We start from the raw sequence: 16,890 nt of genomic DNA on the forward strand, positions 1-16,890 counted from the left end.
CTGTTTGAGTAAGTATGGCTTATTTTAATAATATAGAAATATGGGATAAATCATCAGAATTGGATAAGATAATTCCGTATACATTAATAATGGATAGGGTTAAAAGATAGCACCATGGATAAATTTGATACCTTGCAACTTTTTACCCGCATCGTAGAGCTAGGTAGTTTTAGTCAGGCAGCCGATCAGCTGAATATCCCACGTGCTACTGCAAGTAATGCCATTAAGGAGTTAGAGAGTAATTTACAGTGCCGTTTGCTAGAACGGACGACTCGGCATGTAAGACCATCACTAGATGGACAGGCATTTTATGAACGCTGCACACAAATATTATCGGAACTTGATGATGCCGAATCGTCTTTACGCAATGTAATTGCACAGCCCCGTGGTTTGCTACGTGTCGATTTATCCGGTGCGCATGCGACCAAAATTGTTTTACCTAATATTGATCAATTTCACGAGTTGTACCCCGACATTGAACTGGTAATTAGTACAGGTGATCGCTTGGTTGATCTGATTAGAGAAGGGATAGATTGTGTGGTGAGAGCGGGGCGTTTGGATGATTCCACTTTAATTGCTAGACATTTGGTTGATATGCCACAAGTCATTTGTGCAAGTCCTGACTATTTAAATAAAAATGGAACGCCACAGCAACCAGAAGATTTGTTATCACATTATTGTGTTAATTTCTTCTCGACAACAGCCGGGCGAAATTATCCATTTGAATTGATGGTGAACGGTAAAAAACAAGATTATTTTTTAAAAAGCTGGATCGCGGTAAATGATGCTGAAAACTATGTATTATCTGCTTTACGTGGGGCAGGTTTAATTCAGGTCCCGCGCTACCATGTGGCGAATGAGTTAAAAGACGGGCAGTTGGTTGAGGTTTTATCTGCGTGGGAAATCCCGAAGATGTCTGTTTCTGCTTTATATCCGCAGCACAGGCAGCTCTCGCCACGCGTACGAGTTTTTGTCGCTTGGCTGAGTGAGTTATATACGGGCTATTTTGCCACCTTTGAATACCCGCAAAAATGAAATATCTTGCGGGTAAGTCAAAAACTGAATGATATTTTTAAGACTGGTTCTGCAATTTATCTTGAGTCTTGGTCTCAAAATCACTCGCATCATGGCGTTCATGCAACTGCGTAGCTAAATCACCAAAAGTACGGTTAACCATACGCCCGCGTTGAACCGCAGGGCGCGCTAAAATCGCATCTGCCCAACGCTGAACATTTTTATATTGATCGACACCTAAAAACTCCGCGCCGTTATACACCCAGTTTTTAACAAGACCACCATACCAAGGGAATGCCGCAATATCAGCAATCGAATATTCAGAACCAGCCAAATATTCGTTTTTTGCCAGATGCTGATCTAAAACATCAAGTAAACGCTTTGTTTCCATGGCAAAGCGGTTAATCGCATATTCAATTTTAACGGGTGCATAAGCATAAAAATGCCCAAAACCGCCACCTAAGTAAGGTGCACTGCCCATTTGCCAGAATAACCAATTGAGGCATTCAGTACGTGCAGCAATATCAGTCGGAATAAACGCTTTAAACTTTTCAGCCAAGTAAAGCAAAATTGAGCCAGACTCAAACACTCTTAATGGCGGGTTTTGGCTATGGTCAACCAATGCCGGAATTTTAGAGTTTGGATTAATGTCTACAAAGCCACTGCCAAATTGCTGTCCTTCTCCGATTTTAATCAGCCAAGCATCATATTCAGCATCTTTATGTCCCAACGCTAAAAGCTCTTCAAGCAAAATAGTGACTTTTTGACCATTAGGCGTTGCTAAAGAGTAGAGCTGGAGCGGATGTTTTCCTACTGGAAGTGTATGTTCGTAACGAGCACCTGAGGTAGGTTGGTTTAAATCGGTTTTTTCTCCAGTCCATTGCCAAACTTGTGGAGGAATATAGTTTGAATCACTCATTTTTTATCTCATGTTTGGTGTAAATATAAGGGTTTAGTTATGTCGCAAGGCAAGCCATTTTTGTACGGTCGGTCTTTGCCATTGCTGTAGTGCATAGGTTTTTAAGCGTTCTGGTACAGCATCACCATTTTGGATAAGGCGTTGCAACATCAGGGCAAGTTCAGCATCTACAATGCTCCATGAACCAAAAAGAAATTCGGCATCAGATGCGAGAAGTTTTTCTGCAACAAAGAAAAGTTTCTCCGCAGCTTTTAGACCTTCTTCTGAAAGTGGAGTGGACTTGGGCTGAATAAAAATAACATCGGTTGGTCGTTCAGTTCTTAGTGCTACTAAGTCTGATCGGAGCCATGCCTGAATTTGTCTTGCTCTTGCGCGTGCTTGAATATCTTTTGGATAAATAGATGTGTTTGGATAAAGTTCTTCAAGATATTCCAAAATGGCAGAAGATTCTGATAAGGCAAAATCATTGTGCTCAAGTACAGGCACTTTGGCAGTTAATGACTTTGCTACATAAGATTTTTCAAATTGGCCTTGCTGGCCTAAGTTGATGGTCGCAATTTCAAATGGAATTTGTTTTTCATGTAGCCCTACAAAAACTGTAAACGCATAAGGGCTTAGAAATTGTGAATCTGTGTACAGCTTAAAATGTTCATTATTCATTGTTATTGTCCATGTCATAAAACAATCGGATCTAGTCTAAGTGAGCTAAGCCAAGATTGGGTAGCTTTTTTGTGGAAAAGCTTTATTGGTTTTTGAATTAAGCCATTTTAATATTCAACGTTAAGGCTTAACGTGCTGGAAATGCTCACGAACAATGTTCAGCCACGCTTGTACCGCTGGTGAGACAGGAAGATTTTTTTTCCAAGCCATGACTAAGTGCCACTGAATATTTGGTTTTTCAAGTGGTACTGCTGCAAATAAAGTAGGGTCAAGCATGTCGGTATAATATTGAGGGAGAAGCGCAATCCCCATACGTTGTAACACCATGTCTGCCAAAAGATGCCATTGGCTGGTACGGCAAGCAATAGTTGGATAAAAACCATGCTGCTTACAAGCATCGAGAATAATACTGTTCAAAGAAAAATTTTCAGGAAACATTAAAAATGATTGGTGTTGTAATTCTTCTAGATTTATTTTTTTGCGGGTTGCCCAAGTTGCATCACGACGTAAAAGTACCATTAAAGGGTAGTTACATAGCTCAATGCTATTAAAGATTTGCTCATCAAAAGGCTGCAATAAAACGCCAACGTCTAACTCGTTATTGAGTAAAGCTTGTTCAATACCGCGTGAACCTACTTCCATAAAAGCTAATTCAATAGCTGGCCATTGGCGATGAAAGTCAAACAGGGCTGTTGTTAGGAGCTGGGAACCTAAAGGTGGAACGCCAAGTTTTAAAGTACCTGTTTTTAATTGTTGATAGTTTTCTATCTCCAAAAAGATGTTTTGTTCTGCCTGAAGAAGCTCAATTGCATGTTGATAAATACGCTCTCCAATTTCAGTTAATTCAATTTGTCTTTTTCGTCCATGATCGGGTTTGACAAAAAGTTGTACCTGAAGCTGTTCTTCGAGTTGTTGTAATATTTTACTAATAGTGGGCTGAGTCAGATACAACTCTTCAGCAGTACGGGTAAAACTTTTAGTTTTTACCAGTGTAACGAAGCACTGTAATGATTTTAGAGAAAGCATAATAAAGAATAGATTATTCCATTTTAGAATAATATTAACATGAATAATTCATATTTGGCTGGTTTAACCAAGATAGCATAATGATGTAGTTAACCATTTAATTTCAAAAAATGAGTACTGAATCTGCTTCTGGAACACCCTCACAACCATCACTTTTAGTTTTAGTTAAACAAATTTTGATTTTGGCTGGATTTTGGTGGGTCGGATATCTCTTACATCAAAAACTCGGCGTCCCTGTCTCGGCGGGTATTTTAGGTATGTTTTTATTGCTTTTATGTCTGTTCTTTAAAATTATCAAAATGGATCAGGTGGCAATGGGAGCAACTGTGGTTTTAGGTGAGCTATTACTGTTCTTTGTCCCTGTAGTAGTCGCCGTTGTCCAGTATAAAACCCTGTTTATGACCGAAGGATGGCAAATTGTCTTGAGTATTGCCATTGGGACTATTTTAGTCATGCTAAGTACTTCGCTGACTATTCACTATTACAATCGTTTAAAAGCTTATTTACAAGCTCGAAAACGTCTTCAACATAAGCATATCTAGAGAGCAAAACGACATGAATATTTGGTCAATTCTTTGTCTCATCTGGACTTTGGTTGCCTATGTGGTGGCAAAGCGAATCTATCAGAAAAATCCAAAACTTTGGTTATCACCCGCAATTAGTGTGCCTGTACTCACCATTATTTTGATGACGATTTTTGGAATTTCATATCAAACTTATGCAGAAGATACGCAGTGGATTGTTAATTTGTTAGGACCAGCAACGGTTGCTTTTGCTGTACCAATTTATCGCTATCGGGAAACAATTCGTAAAAACCTTGGGGTTCTTTCGATTGCGATTATTGTGGGTATGAGTGTAGGTGTGATGTCTGCCTATGAGATGGCACAGTGGTTCCATTTTAGCCCTGAAGTGACCAACAGTTTGATGGCACGTTCTATTTCAACACCATTTGCCATGATTCTAGCGGAAGATATTCATGGTTCGGCAGCATTGGTTTCACTATTTACCGTTATTACCGGTTTGGTTGGTATGATTTGCGGCGATGCGATTTTAGCGATTACTAAAATCCGTTCTAATGTAGCAAATGGAGCTGCCTTTGGTAATGCAGCGCATGGTTTTGGTACAGTCAGAGCACAGCAAAGAAATAGTGAAGAAGGTGTAATTGCCAGTTTAACTATGGTCATCGCTGGTATTTTAATGGTGCTGATTGGGCCATTTGCGATTCATCTATGGTTGATGTTGTAAGCTTGGATTAAGACGGTTTGCCATGTTGTTGAATAATTTTTGATAGTTTTTTAATGGCTTGTTGCATCTGTTCGGGTTCAAAATCACCTAAGCCAACAATTAAACCCGGACGTTGTTGCTCTTTTGAAAATGTTGGTGAAATTGCTTTAACGGCAATACCTGCATCGACTGCCGAGCTTGCAACGTCAATATCATTAATATGATGAGCAAGCCATAACACCATATGCATGCCTTGATCACCCGGCTGTAACCAAGCCAGTTCTTGAGGTATATGTTTTTCAGTCAAGCCAATAATGTATTGCCGAACTTCCGCATAAACATGTCGAGTACGTCGAATATGTCGTTCCAAATAACCCTCTTGAATAAAAGCAGCTAAAACATGTTGGTCAGCAGCAGGTGGGTGTCTATCAATTAATACTCTTAGCCCACAAAAAGGTGCCACCAGTTCTTTAGGCAATACGGCATAGCCAAGCCTAAGCGATGGAAATAAGACTTTGCTGAAAGTTCCAAGATAAATGACTTGGTTGGGTGCCATACCTTGTAAAGATGGAAAGGGCTGACCGTTATAACGAAGTTCACTGTCATAGTCATCTTCAATGATCCATGCATTTTGCTGTTTTGCCCAAGCCAATAAAGCCGTGCGTCTTGCTAGACTCATTGGCATGCCAAGTGGATATTGGTGAGATGGTGTCACAAAAGCAGCACGCGCATGTTTTGAAAGTTTAATCCCAATTTCAACTTGAATACCTTCTTCATCGACAGGAACACGCACCGTACGGATATTTTTTACGGCATGTTCAAAAATGGCTGTAGTACCACGATAAGCTGGATCTTCTATCCAGACTTCATCTTTCGCTTCAAATAAAATCTGGCTGCAAATATAAAGTGCCTGTTGAATACCAGGTGTAATCACGATTTGTTCAGGTTCACAGTGTACAGAGCGGGATCGACGTACATAATCTGCTATAGCGATTCTTAATGATAATACCCCTTGAGGTTCACCATAACCTGATGGAGCACCAGCACCCCGAGATCTAAATTTATTACCAAACTTACGCCAAATATCACTCGGTTGAGTACGAGCAATCGGAACAGACACTGCAAAAGGGGCATGAGGAAGGGGTTTAAACTCTTTGAGTACCTCGGCATAACAAAGAGCTGATTTGGTTAAAGGGATTGAGCTAGAAATTGTTTCTTTCTGGGAAGATTCCAATACAGTTTTTTTAGTTAAAGCATGAGATACATAAGTGCCAGTTCGGGCTTGTGAAGAAAAAACACCTTCAGCGAGAAGTTGATCATAAGCTTCAATAACGGTTCCGCGAGCGACTTCAAGTGTTTGAGCCAGCTCACGCGAGGATGGTAAAGGGTCGCCGGGTTGTAAATCACCACTTTGTACAGCTTCACGCAAGGCTTGGGTCAGTTGAGCACTTATCTTTCCTTTGCTTTTATCAATCTTTGCAATCGACGGAAGTTCAACAACTTTTGCCATTCTTGCCATAATTCTGGTCTACTTAAAAAAATACAAAGTGGTTCTTTTTAATAAACCACATAAACCAGAAAATTTACAACACAAAATATAAATAACCCTGAGATTTACAGTGAGGTTTTGAGCCATGTATATCCCCGATGATTATGCAGAAAACCGTTTGGATGTATTGCATTCTCTTATTACAGAATATCCGTTTGGTGTGCTTTTTACGCATGGAAGTAATGGATTAGATGCAAATCATCTTCCTTTTGAACTTCAGAAAAATGAAGGGAAGTTTGGCGCTCTACATGCGCATGTGTCTCGAGTGAATCCTGTCTGGCATAACATTAAAAATGGAGATGAGGTGTTGGTCGTGTTCCAAGCCGGTGATGCTTATATTTCACCAAACTGGTACCCATCCAAACATGAACAGCACAGACAAGTGCCGACGTGGAATTATAGGGTTGTGCATGCTCATGGCAAAGTAACAGTTCACGATGATGAACGTTATGTTCGCGGTGTGGTGGCTCGTTTAACCCGTAGCCATGAAGCTTCTCAACCTGAACCCTGGAAAATGTCAGATGCACCAAAGGACTATCTTGAACCGATGTTAAAGGCGATTGTGGGAATAGAAATTGAAATTACTAAGCTGCAAGGCCAATTAAAATTGGGGCAAAACAAAGAACGTCGAGACATTTTAGGTGCGGCAGATGGCCTATCAAAATCTGGTCATCAAACCATAGCAGACGCTATGTATAGTGTGGCTGATTTAAATAAATAACTTTGGAAATATAAAAGCTTAATATTAATGGAGGAGATAAAGATGGCTTGGATTACACCTGTTGAGTTGGTAGGCGAACACGTTATTTTAAAGCCGCTAGATGTCACTCAAGCTGAATCACTGGCAGAGGCCGTTTGCGATGGGGAACTCTATAATCTTTGGTATACCCGTGTGTCAAGACCTGAACAGATGACTGCTGAAATTGAAAGACGTCTTGGTTTACAAAAATCTGGTTCTATGTTGCCTTTTTATATTGAAGACCGAAAAACGGGACGAGCGCTGGGCATGACAACTTTAATGCATATTGAAGAAGCGCATCGCCGTGTCGAAATTGGTTCGACGTGGTACCGCAAATCTGCACAGCGTACACCTGTCAATACTGAATGTAAAAAACTACTGTTAGCTCATGCATTTGAGACTTTAAACTGTATTGCGGTTGAGTTACGCACATCTTCTTTAAATGTTCAAAGTCAAGCCGCGATTGTACGCTTAGGTGCAAAGCTCGATGGTGTGCTAAGAAGCCATCAAATTGTGAAAGATGATATTTTACGGGACACTCACGTTTATAGCATTTTAAAACATGAGTGGCCTGCGGTTCGCCAAAATCTGGAATGGATGTTGAACAAGCCGCGTTAGGAATTAATGCATAAGTCTATATTCTTGCGGAGTATTACCCGTCCAGTTTTTAAATGCTCGGCTGAATGAGTTGTGCTCTTGAAAGCCCAATAGAAATGAAATTTCACCCGTGCTCATTGATGATTTTTCTAAATAATGTTGGGCAAGAGATTGACGTGTCGCATCCAAAAGCGTTTTAAAATTAGTTCGCTCTTCTAAAAGTAGCCGTTGTAGTGTACGTTTGCTCATCGCGAGTCGTTGAGCAACATCTTCTATCGTACATAGTCCAGCAGGTAGGTTTTCTAAAAGTATTGCTTTAACTTTTTCACTAACTGTTGCATCTTCATCAAGTTGTATAAGACTACGTTGCAAGTTTGGCTCGAAAAAAGACCACATGGTTGGGTTGACTGTTAAAAAAGGACGTTCAGCATCTTGGCGTGAAAAGACAATCGAAATGTGTTCACTTTTTTGTGGAAGTACGCCAAAAAATGTTTTGTATTCTGCCAGATTATTAGGTAAATCGGGCAGTGTAACTTTCAAAGGTATAACCTGATGCCTTGTACATATTCTTGCTAATTGAGCAAAAAAGACCAGTTCTGACATGGCAAGACTTTGTGGCGTTGGCGTAGATACATTATAAAATTTGAGTTCTAGCGTTGTGGTGTCGTTATCAATTGCTACTTGTAACTGCATTGGCCCAACGAGTCTTTTAAATTCAGATAGACGCTGTATCGCAATATTAAAGTTAGGGCTACAAATACAAGCAAAAATCGCTGGGTCAAACAGTTCAACTGTAATCATTTGACCAATTTTTAAAGGTAAGTCATTTATTCCAGCAAGTTGTTCAATTGCGTGCCAAAAATTGAAATATTGAACAGGCGTAAGGCTTGCATCTTTACGGTTGAATAAATCAAACGGTAGAGATGCCAAACGTAATGCATCTTCAACATTTATGCCTAGGTCATTCAGTAATAATTTCCAGTTGGTATTTAGGGCAAAATTTGAAGCATATTTCATTTGAGCATCTCAACATTAAACTTATAAGGGGCACTTAATTTATTTAATAACTGACATCACCATACGATCAAACACACGGTCACCAAACCATTTACGTACAAATATCATCAGTTTGGCATATTTGCCACCCACATAACGTGTTTTAGGTGAGGATGCATGGACGGCTTTCATCAGCATATCAACGACAACTTGCACGTTTGAAAGCTCACCTTTTTCAACAGAGGTATGTGTTGCATTAGCAACCGCGGCTGCCATATGGCTATACGCACTTTGTCCTGAACGTTCCAGCATAGGTTGGACCATTACATCTGCAAATTCAGTTGCGATAGCACCGGGTTCAATGACGACAACATCAATATTAAATGATTTTAACTCTAAACGTAGACAGTCAGACCAACCTTCAACAGCATGTTTACTCGCATGATACCAACTACCAAGTGGTGTATAAATTTTCCCGCCCATTGATGAAATATTGATAATTCTACCCTGCATTTTTTTACGCATACTAGGTAGAACCTTTTGAGTTAAATAGGCCATACCAAACAGATTCACTTCAAATTGATAGCGTGCATCGGCAAGGGTGGTATCTTCCATAGCACCATACATACCAAAGCCTGCGCAGTTAACTAAAATATCAACACCATGGGTTTCTTTTTCAATAGTCTTCACAACTTGGTCGATATCATCCTGATTGGTAATATCCATTTTTAATGTATGAGCACCAAGTGCTTTTAGTTCTTGCATAGCATCAACGCGACGAGCAACGGCATAAACAGTTGCACCTTCTTTGAGTAATGCTTTGGTAAATGCTTTTCCCATACCAGATGATGCGCCTGTGATGAGAACGATTTTTTCTTTAACTGTGTTCATATTCTGTCTCTCAACTAAAGTTTTAAGGAACTTGCTTTTCGATAGAGACATCATAGAAATTTGAACGATATTTACCCAAATCGAATGGCGACAATGTTTAATCAAAGTACGCCAAATTTTTAAAATATCATTTTCTGGACATAAGAGCAGATACACAAAGTTAAATTAAAGCTTTTGGTCGTCTTTTGCTTAACCATAGTAATGAGCATGCTGCAATTGCCAGCCACGGTATTAAAGCCATATTCATTGCTTCCCAGCCAAATAAATCAAGTAAAGCACCAGCGCTAAAAGAGCAGATTAAACCGACAACAAAAACAGTCATGTCGTTAATGGCTTGGGCCTTGGCTTTTTCAGCCGCTGTATACGTTCCGGTAAGCAAAGAAGTACTACCAATAAATAAAAAGTTCCATCCCACACCTAATAAAATGAGTGAGATTGCAAACGATGCGAACTGAATACCGGAGAGAGCAAATCCGATATAGCAGGCAAATAATAAAAGACCTGCAAACATGATTTTAAGCACACCAAATCGGGCGATTAAATGTCCAGTAAAGAATGAAGGTAGGAACATACCAAGCACATGAAGCTGAATGACAGTTGTAATCGTGCCTAGTTCATGGTGTGAATGTCGCATAGCAATGGGTGTTGCGGTCATACCTAAAATCATGATGCCGTAGCCTGTTACGGCACCAAACAAAGCAACTAAATAGGTAGGCTGAAAAACAATCTTTTGCCATGGGCGACCAGCAGTAAAATTAGATTTTTGCTCAACTGTATTGGCAATATGTAGGCTAGATAAAATGCCCATTGCCACAAGTGAAATGATACTAATAATTAAAAATGAACCGATATATTCTAAATGTTGAAATAATGGGCCACCAAAGCGCGCCAAAGTCGGACCAATCAGTGCGGCAACAATTCCACCTGCCATAACCCAAGAAATAGCACGTGAACGGAATGCATCATCTGCTACTTCACTGGCAGCGAAACGATAAAACTGGGCAAAGGATTGGTAGGCTCCGACACATAACGTGCCTAAGGCTAAGAGAGTAAGTGAACTATAAAAGATACCAATGGCGGCAATAATACCGCCAATTACACCTAAAAAAGCGCCGAAAAGAAAACCCTTACGCCGTCCTACATGTGCCATCAACATTGATGCAGGGAACATCATTAAGGCTGTACCCAAAAACATAGATGCGATGGGTAAAGTTGCAAGTATCGGTGTATTAGAAATATTTGCCCCAGCCAAACCACCAATCGTCATGACCATGATCGATACGGTTTGATAAAGTGACTGAGAACTCGCCAAAATAAGAACTTGGCGGTGCATCGTATTTTGAAGCATGAGAGCCTTTAATTATATGTGTTAATCGATGAGTCTGGATGCTGCGTTTTTACATAGGAAGAAAGTATCAACAGCTCAGCTTGAAAATGTTGAGGCGTTCTTGGCGGTAGAGATAACAATATTTCTTTGGCCTAAACTATTTTTTATCAAGTAATTGCAGCTGAATTATCAGACTTAATATTCTATCATCTGATAGTTTGATACAAAACAGTCGAAGCCCCAATTTCCCTAAATAAGTCCATTTACATAGGGGATGTTGTTTGTATTCTCTCGATTTCATTAAGGCGTCGTACCTTCTTATAAACCTGCTTCAACTCTTTGTTGAATAGTTTTGATGACTTGATCTAAAGCAACTTGAATTTTTTCGTTCCACTCAAATGAACAATTGATTCTTAAATAATGTTGCTGTGCGGGTAAAACACTAAAGAGTGGGCTTGGGGCAACGCCAATGTCTCGTTGGATGAGTTCTTCATAAATTTGCATGCTATCAAGCTTATAAGGCAATTTAACCCATAGAAAATAACCGCTTGGATAATAATAAATCTCGCAACTCGGTGGCAGATGTTGCTTCAAATAGTGGTAAAACTGCTTTTTATAACGTTCAAGTGAAAGTCTAAGTGTGCGCAAATGCTTTTCATAATGATGATGAGACAAGAACTCAACCAAGGCATTTTGGATGAGTGCATTCACTGAAATAGTACTCATGAGCTGCAAGTGTTGGATATGGTCCGAAAATTTACCCGCATAGACCCAACCTACCCGAAAACCTGCCCCTAAAGTTTTAGAAAATGAAGAGCAGTGCAGTACCAGATTTTGTTGGTCAAAATACTTCATCGAAAGTGGTTTTTGCCCGCCATAATAAAGCTCTTCATACACATCATCTTCAATTAAGTAAATCTGGTGTTCATGAAGTAGTTTGGCAATTTTATATTTAATCTCATCACTGACCGTAAATCCAATCGGGTTATGGGTATTCAGCATGAGCCAACACACCTTGATAGGATATGTTTGAATAACTTGCTCAAAAGCTTCTAAGTCAAAACCATATTGAGGATGTTCGGGAATGGTAATGACCTTAAGTCCTAAACGTTCAGCAGCCTGCCAAGCACCGTAAAACACGGTTTGTTGCAATAAAATATAGTCACCCGGTTTAGCAACTGCTTGTAAAGAAAGATTGAGTGCATCTAATCCTCCAGATGTAATGACAATGTCATCTGGATCGGTCTGTATGCCTTGCATACAGTAGCGTTGAGCAATCAGTTTTCTTAACGCTAAATTACCGGGAGGTAGGCTTGCTGTCTGGTCATAGCTTTGTCTTTGCCGAGCAAGTTGTCCCATAATTTGAATAAGTTTGGGAGCAGCTAAAAGCTGACTATCTGGAAAAGCTGAACCAAAAGCTACGACAGATTCATGTTGAATTGACTTAAGGTATTTAAAAACTAATGAGTTAATTTCGATTTTAGAGTTTAGTGAAACAACTGAATATTGCTCGAGTGGCTTTAGTGCAATTTGCTCGGCAACGAAGTAGCCAGACTTTTCCTTTGAATAGATCAGCCCTTGTGATTCAAGTTCTTGGTAAGCATTCATCACAGTCATTAAGCTAAACCCAGAACGTTGGACCTGATCTCTTAATGAAGGTAATTTCTCATGTGCACTTAAAGTACCACTTTCAATAAGTTGGCGAATGCTATGCGCGAGTTGTTCTGATTTATACATGTATGAGCTGCACGAAAGAATAAAATAAAAGATGCACTGAACCCATAATAAATGCCGCTTGTAGAATCTACAAACGGCATTTTTTTATAAGGATGGGTTTACTTTAAGTAAGGGGCAGCATAAATCAATATCACTTTAAACAAACCTGCAATCACAGCTAAGGCTAAAAAACCACCAAGCCATAACAGAATAAACCATTGGGTTTGACTGAGTTTAACTGACGACTTTTTCATAACACCCCCGGACCTTAATGATAACCTTCATCACCTACACGAACTTTGTCACGGAATACCCAGTAAGACACAACCGTATAAGTAATAATGATTGGAATCAGAATAAGTGCACCCACTAAAGCAAACATCTGGCTGGAATGAGGCGCTGCCGCCTGCCAAATCGTAACTGATGGTGGAATGATATTTGGCCATAAGCTAATTACAAAACCAGTAAAGGCAAGGAAGACCAATGCCAAGGTATATATAAATGGTTTATGGTCCTGCTGCTCTTTACATGCTGATAAAATCAGGCCAACAAACAATAAGACCAAAATAGGCACAGGACTAAAATAGAACAGATTTGGTAAAGAGAACCAGCGATCTGCAATTTCAGGGTGTGTTAAAGGTGTATATAAGCTAACGGCACCAAAGATAATGAGCAGCGCAATAATTAACTTTGGCATAAGCTCATACATACGTTGCTGCAAGCCTTTTTCAGTTTTCAAAATGAGCCAACCGCAGCCTAAAGTGGCATACATCGCAACTACACCAATACCTGTGAAAATGGAGAATGCAGTAAGCCAGTCAAAAGGACCACCGGCAAAAATACCGTTTTCGGTTTTAATGCCTTGAATATAGGCACCTAAAATAATCCCTTGGAGGAAGCTTGTTAAAACCGAACCCCAAATAAAAGCTAGGTCCCAAAGATGTTTGGTTCGATGAGCTTTAAAACGGAATTCAAAAGCAACTCCACGGAAAATCAAGGCAATCACCATGAAAATAATAGGCAGGTAGAGCGCAGATAAAACCGTTGAATAGACCAGTGGGAAGGCTGCATACAAGCCAGCACCCCCAAGTACCATCCAGGTTTCATTGCCATCCCAGACAGGAGCAACGGTATTCATCATCACGTCACGTTCTTGGCTATTCTTAATGAAGGGAAACATAATCCCGATTCCTAAGTCAAAGCCATCCATGACCACGTAAATTAAAACACCTAAACCGATAATACCGACCCATATTAAAGAAAGATCAATCATGACGGTTCTCCCCAGAGTTTTGTTTGCTGTCAATATTTTCATCGACTGCACTAAGTGGACGCATCGGTGTTTTGAAGTGACCTACGCCACCTGTTTCCATATTTGGTGTGTCGATAAATACAGGGCCTTTATTAATGAGTTTTAAGGTGTAGTAGATACCACTACCGAAAACGATGGTGTAAACCACAACAAAAATAAAAAGACTTAGACCCACCTGATCTGCCGAAACAGTATGCGATAAACCATCTTTGGTGCGCATAATGCCGTATACCACCCAAGGTTGACGGCCTACTTCGGTAGTAATCCACCCAGCCAGCATTGCGACATAACCTGCAGGCCCCATCACTACAGCAAATTTATGAAACCATGATGTTTCATAGAGTTTTCCACTTTTACGCAGCCAAAGAGCAATAAGTGACAAGGTGACCATAAGAACGCCAAGTCCCACCATGACTCGGAAACTCCAGAAAATAATGGTCGAGTTTGGACGATCTTCAGGTGCGAATTCTTTTAAGCCAGTCACTTGCCCATCTAAACTGTGAGTCAAAATTAAACTACCCAAATATGGAACACCCACTTCAAAGTGATTTCGTTCTTCTTTCATATCTGGAATGGCAAATAACAGTAACGGCATAGGCTCGTTATGATTGGTTTCCCAGTGACCTTCCATTGCAGCAAGTTTGGCAGGCTGATGCTCACGAGTATTTAAACCGTGGTTATCGCCAATCACCACTTGTAAACAAGAAGTCACAAGCACCATCCAAAGACCCATCGAGAATGATTTTTTAACCAATTCATCACGACGACCTTTTACCAAGTGCCAAGCAGATGTTCCCACCACCAATAAAGATGAAACCAAGAAGGCAGCAGCACCCATATGTGCAAAGCGGTAAGGGAAGGACGGGTTGAAGACAATAGCTAGCCAGTCTTTTGGCACAATAATGCCATTTTCGATGGCAAAACCTTGCGGTGTTTGCATCCAGCTATTGGACGATAAAATCCAGAACATTGAAATACATGTTCCGATGGCAACCATAAGCGTTGCAAAGAAATGGGCTCTAGGACCAACACGGCCCCAGCCAAACAGCATAATGCCTAAGAAACCTGCTTCTAAGAAGAAGGCACTTAACACTTCATAGGTAAGTAAAGGACCAGTAATACTTCCGGCTACTCGTGAAAATTCACTCCAGTTGGTACCAAACTGATAGCTCATTACGACACCGGAAACCACTCCCATACCAAACGCAACAGCAAAGATCTTAATCCAGTATTTAAATAGATCTTTATAAATTGGGTTTTGCGTTCTTAACCATTTCCACTCTAAAACTGCCAAAAAGCAGGCAAGTCCGATGGATGTGGCCGGAAAAATAATATGGAAGGATACTGTGAAAGCAAATTGTATTCGCGCTAATTCTAGAGCGGTTAGACCGAGGCTCATAAACTTTCCCCCTGTGAACTAGCTGATGATGATTGAATGAGTTAAATACTTATTTTCAGGCAAAAAAGTACTCTGGCGATTAAACTTACTTCTGTGATAAATGTTCTTAGCAAGTAAAATGCCAACAGGGTAAAGCAATATAATTGCTTGATATTTCAATAGAATAGGGCGATTGATTGTTTTCAATCTGTTAGCAAAGTTTATGCTTGATGTTGCATTTGTAAAAATGCATGTTGCATTGAAACATTGATGAAATATCTGGCGATATGCAATAGATCGTCTCATGAAAACTACCTACCTTAAGAAGTTTTCTTAATCATGCACTCGCTCTATTTGTATATGTAGATACAGAAATTTTTTATAAAACTATAACAGTTCAGTATGGTTTCGAAGGTGTGCTATAGTTTTTTTTCAATCATCTGTAGCTATATATTCAGTCCTCTAAAGTTCAGAATAAAAATGAACAGGATTTACCGTCGACCTAAACCAACTTTCAAGACTCAATGTGAACGCTGCTTTAGATTTTATTTAAGCACATGATTATGTTCTTCTTTTCTATTTCCATTGTTGTTTTGCGTAGGGTCCGGTTGCTGCGTGTTTCTTAAAGACCTAAGTGTAAGTGTAGCGCTTCTAAAATAGCTTGGATGTTAAAAAATGTTTATCACGTCTCAACTGAATATCATTCATAAAATTATTAAAAATCAGTCTATTTCCACTTCGGTAGTAGATCAGTTGGAACAGTCTTATGTGAATCTTGAAGCAACCCTACTTAGAGCGAAAGTACTCAGGGATTTTTCTAAAACTCAAATCGTGTATTTAATTCAGTCGCATATTGAGCCACAGCAAAGTAGTCTGGCTTATCTATTCTCGCCATTTATTTTTGCGAACTTAAACAAGGCTGCTATTTATACAACACCTGCAACACCACCTGTGCTTACTATTCTGAATAAATACTATCAAGCAGACAAGAAGGTCGTATTTAAGATAGATGAAGTTTTAGAAAGCCTAAAAATATATCTTGATTTAGAATTAATAGAGATGGGAGAAGCTGACTTTATTTATTTAAAATTAATCAAAGCATTGTGCCGAAGTGATATCTCTACAGTTTTTTTAATCACCCATTTAGAGCTTGATTTAGAGGCTTTAAAGCAACTTGAACAGTTCTTAAAAATAAAAATTCATTGGGTAAAAGTCGTAAAAGATGAGGGTCTAAAAGGTGTAGATCAGTTGGATATGCGAAAATTATTATTTAAAAATAAAGATGAAGCATATGTACAGTTATGTGCTCATTTTGCGCAAATGAATGCAGCACTGGTCGGGCTATGCGATACCTTTACTACTAGTCAAATGACGCACTTAATCGATGATATGTTTTATTCAGAGCATATTTTCGAAAAACTTTCTGTCTATTCAGAATATATGCAAACCTTATTGCAAAGTCAGCATAGTCTTACCAAGAAAGAGATCGCTTAGGGCTGTCATGCTTTTAATTGGTGTTATATCAAGATTGAATACTGTTAT

At 39.6% G+C, this 16,890-nt stretch carries 17 protein-coding genes; 6 read left to right on the plus strand and 11 right to left on the minus strand.

From position 1 onward, the window contains the following. Positions 1-114 precede the first annotated feature (114 nt). The gene (locus HMPREF0014_RS10315) at positions 115-1,035 is read left to right on the plus strand and encodes a LysR family transcriptional regulator (protein ID WP_006580979.1); all 921 of its coding nucleotides are present in this window, start codon (positions 115-117) and stop codon (positions 1,033-1,035) included. A gap of 37 nt (positions 1,036-1,072) precedes the next feature. Here the strand turns inward: HMPREF0014_RS10315 and yghU are convergent, their stop codons facing one another. The 3 genes from yghU to HMPREF0014_RS10330 form a co-directional block, all read right to left on the minus strand. Further along, entirely contained in the window at positions 1,073-1,933 is an 861-nt protein-coding gene (yghU, locus tag HMPREF0014_RS10320; RefSeq protein WP_004887637.1) for a glutathione-dependent disulfide-bond oxidoreductase, read from the minus strand. Between the two features lie 33 nt (positions 1,934-1,966). Then, a complete protein-coding gene (gene yfcF / locus HMPREF0014_RS10325) occupies positions 1,967-2,593 on the minus strand; it encodes a glutathione transferase (RefSeq protein WP_004887634.1) in 627 nt (208 codons plus the stop codon). A gap of 120 nt (positions 2,594-2,713) precedes the next feature. Then, positions 2,714-3,619 (minus strand): LysR family transcriptional regulator, encoded by a 906-nt coding sequence (locus tag HMPREF0014_RS10330; protein ID WP_004887632.1) that lies wholly within the window; start codon positions 3,617-3,619, stop codon positions 2,714-2,716. Positions 3,620-3,729: 110 nt separating this feature from the next. Between HMPREF0014_RS10330 and HMPREF0014_RS10335 the strand changes: the two genes are divergently transcribed. Beyond that, positions 3,730-4,161: a CidA/LrgA family protein gene (locus tag HMPREF0014_RS10335; RefSeq protein ID WP_004709330.1), complete on the plus strand. Its 432-nt coding sequence runs from the start codon at positions 3,730-3,732 to the stop codon at positions 4,159-4,161. A gap of 13 nt (positions 4,162-4,174) precedes the next feature. Beyond that, a complete protein-coding gene (locus HMPREF0014_RS10340) occupies positions 4,175-4,864 on the plus strand; it encodes an LrgB family protein (protein ID WP_004887631.1) in 690 nt (229 codons plus the stop codon). Between the two features lie 7 nt (positions 4,865-4,871). On the opposite strand, the gene HMPREF0014_RS10345 is transcribed toward HMPREF0014_RS10340, so the two are convergent. Next, complete coding sequence (locus HMPREF0014_RS10345; RefSeq protein ID WP_006580980.1) at positions 4,872-6,362, minus strand: PLP-dependent aminotransferase family protein; 1,491 nt, start codon at positions 6,360-6,362, stop codon at positions 4,872-4,874. A 115-nt stretch (positions 6,363-6,477) separates the two neighbouring features. On the opposite strand from HMPREF0014_RS10345, the gene HMPREF0014_RS10350 reads away from it, so the two are divergent. Together HMPREF0014_RS10350 and HMPREF0014_RS10355 are read left to right on the plus strand one after the other, a co-directional pair. Further along, positions 6,478-7,113 (plus strand): FMN-binding negative transcriptional regulator, encoded by a 636-nt coding sequence (locus HMPREF0014_RS10350; RefSeq protein ID WP_004887629.1) that lies wholly within the window; start codon positions 6,478-6,480, stop codon positions 7,111-7,113. 42 nt (positions 7,114-7,155) lie between these two features. Further along, on the plus strand, positions 7,156-7,749 hold the full coding sequence (locus HMPREF0014_RS10355) for a GNAT family protein (RefSeq protein ID WP_004887628.1): 594 nt from the start codon (positions 7,156-7,158) through the stop codon (positions 7,747-7,749). 3 nt (positions 7,750-7,752) lie between these two features. Here the strand turns inward: HMPREF0014_RS10355 and HMPREF0014_RS10360 are convergent, their stop codons facing one another. From HMPREF0014_RS10360 to HMPREF0014_RS10390, 7 genes are all read right to left on the minus strand, one after another. Continuing rightward, positions 7,753-8,745, minus strand: coding sequence for an AraC family transcriptional regulator (locus HMPREF0014_RS10360; RefSeq protein ID WP_004887627.1), 993 nt, complete (start codon positions 8,743-8,745; stop codon positions 7,753-7,755). A gap of 39 nt (positions 8,746-8,784) precedes the next feature. After that, positions 8,785-9,615 carry an oxidoreductase gene (locus HMPREF0014_RS10365; RefSeq protein ID WP_004887626.1) on the minus strand — a complete coding sequence of 277 codons (831 nt, stop codon included), beginning with the start codon at positions 9,613-9,615 and terminating at the stop codon, positions 8,785-8,787. A gap of 160 nt (positions 9,616-9,775) precedes the next feature. Further along, positions 9,776-10,963: an MFS transporter gene (locus HMPREF0014_RS10370; protein ID WP_004887625.1), complete on the minus strand. Its 1,188-nt coding sequence runs from the start codon at positions 10,961-10,963 to the stop codon at positions 9,776-9,778. Positions 10,964-11,260: 297 nt separating this feature from the next. Further along, positions 11,261-12,679 (minus strand): PLP-dependent aminotransferase family protein, encoded by a 1,419-nt coding sequence (locus tag HMPREF0014_RS10375; RefSeq protein ID WP_004887624.1) that lies wholly within the window; start codon positions 12,677-12,679, stop codon positions 11,261-11,263. Positions 12,680-12,777: 98 nt separating this feature from the next. Continuing rightward, positions 12,778-12,912, minus strand: a complete 135-nt coding sequence (locus HMPREF0014_RS10380) for a hypothetical protein (RefSeq protein ID WP_000749814.1) — start codon at positions 12,910-12,912, stop codon at positions 12,778-12,780. 14 nt (positions 12,913-12,926) lie between these two features. Beyond that, entirely contained in the window at positions 12,927-13,931 is a 1,005-nt protein-coding gene (gene cydB / locus HMPREF0014_RS10385; protein WP_006580981.1) for a cytochrome d ubiquinol oxidase subunit II, read from the minus strand. Then, complete coding sequence (locus tag HMPREF0014_RS10390) at positions 13,924-15,369, minus strand: cytochrome ubiquinol oxidase subunit I (RefSeq protein WP_004709299.1); 1,446 nt, start codon at positions 15,367-15,369, stop codon at positions 13,924-13,926. The genes cydB and HMPREF0014_RS10390 overlap by 8 nt, the downstream gene beginning before the upstream one ends. Before the next feature lie 654 nt (positions 15,370-16,023). Here HMPREF0014_RS10390 and HMPREF0014_RS10395 point away from each other — a divergent pair. Next, positions 16,024-16,842, plus strand: coding sequence for a hypothetical protein (locus HMPREF0014_RS10395; RefSeq protein ID WP_004887619.1), 819 nt, complete (start codon positions 16,024-16,026; stop codon positions 16,840-16,842). Positions 16,843-16,890 lie beyond the last annotated feature (48 nt).

It is taken from the genome of Acinetobacter sp. RUH 2624, assembly GCF_000162375.2.
Classification (GTDB): Bacteria; Pseudomonadota; Gammaproteobacteria; order Pseudomonadales; family Moraxellaceae; genus Acinetobacter; species Acinetobacter nosocomialis.

What these genes read in the sequence shown, in the direction of transcription:
- HMPREF0014_RS10315 (WP_006580979.1), top strand. Translation starts at nt 115, where the DNA reads ATGGATAAATTTGATACCTTGCAACTTTTTACCCGCATCGTAGAGCTA.
- yghU (WP_004887637.1), bottom strand. Translation starts at nt 1,933, where the DNA reads ATGAGTGATTCAAACTATATTCCTCCACAAGTTTGGCAATGGACTGGA.
- yfcF (WP_004887634.1), bottom strand. Translation starts at nt 2,593, where the DNA reads ATGAATAATGAACATTTTAAGCTGTACACAGATTCACAATTTCTAAGC.
- HMPREF0014_RS10330 (WP_004887632.1), bottom strand. Translation starts at nt 3,619, where the DNA reads ATGCTTTCTCTAAAATCATTACAGTGCTTCGTTACACTGGTAAAAACT.
- HMPREF0014_RS10335 (WP_004709330.1), top strand. Translation starts at nt 3,730, where the DNA reads ATGAGTACTGAATCTGCTTCTGGAACACCCTCACAACCATCACTTTTA.
- HMPREF0014_RS10340 (WP_004887631.1), top strand. Translation starts at nt 4,175, where the DNA reads ATGAATATTTGGTCAATTCTTTGTCTCATCTGGACTTTGGTTGCCTAT.
- HMPREF0014_RS10345 (WP_006580980.1), bottom strand. Translation starts at nt 6,362, where the DNA reads ATGGCAAGAATGGCAAAAGTTGTTGAACTTCCGTCGATTGCAAAGATT.
- HMPREF0014_RS10350 (WP_004887629.1), top strand. Translation starts at nt 6,478, where the DNA reads ATGTATATCCCCGATGATTATGCAGAAAACCGTTTGGATGTATTGCAT.
- HMPREF0014_RS10355 (WP_004887628.1), top strand. Translation starts at nt 7,156, where the DNA reads ATGGCTTGGATTACACCTGTTGAGTTGGTAGGCGAACACGTTATTTTA.
- HMPREF0014_RS10360 (WP_004887627.1), bottom strand. Translation starts at nt 8,745, where the DNA reads ATGAAATATGCTTCAAATTTTGCCCTAAATACCAACTGGAAATTATTA.
- HMPREF0014_RS10365 (WP_004887626.1), bottom strand. Translation starts at nt 9,615, where the DNA reads ATGAACACAGTTAAAGAAAAAATCGTTCTCATCACAGGCGCATCATCT.
- HMPREF0014_RS10370 (WP_004887625.1), bottom strand. Translation starts at nt 10,963, where the DNA reads ATGCTTCAAAATACGATGCACCGCCAAGTTCTTATTTTGGCGAGTTCT.
- HMPREF0014_RS10375 (WP_004887624.1), bottom strand. Translation starts at nt 12,679, where the DNA reads ATGTATAAATCAGAACAACTCGCGCATAGCATTCGCCAACTTATTGAA.
- HMPREF0014_RS10380 (WP_000749814.1), bottom strand. Translation starts at nt 12,912, where the DNA reads ATGAAAAAGTCGTCAGTTAAACTCAGTCAAACCCAATGGTTTATTCTG.
- cydB (WP_006580981.1), bottom strand. Translation starts at nt 13,931, where the DNA reads ATGATTGATCTTTCTTTAATATGGGTCGGTATTATCGGTTTAGGTGTT.
- HMPREF0014_RS10390 (WP_004709299.1), bottom strand. Translation starts at nt 15,369, where the DNA reads ATGAGCCTCGGTCTAACCGCTCTAGAATTAGCGCGAATACAATTTGCT.
- HMPREF0014_RS10395 (WP_004887619.1), top strand. Translation starts at nt 16,024, where the DNA reads ATGTTTATCACGTCTCAACTGAATATCATTCATAAAATTATTAAAAAT.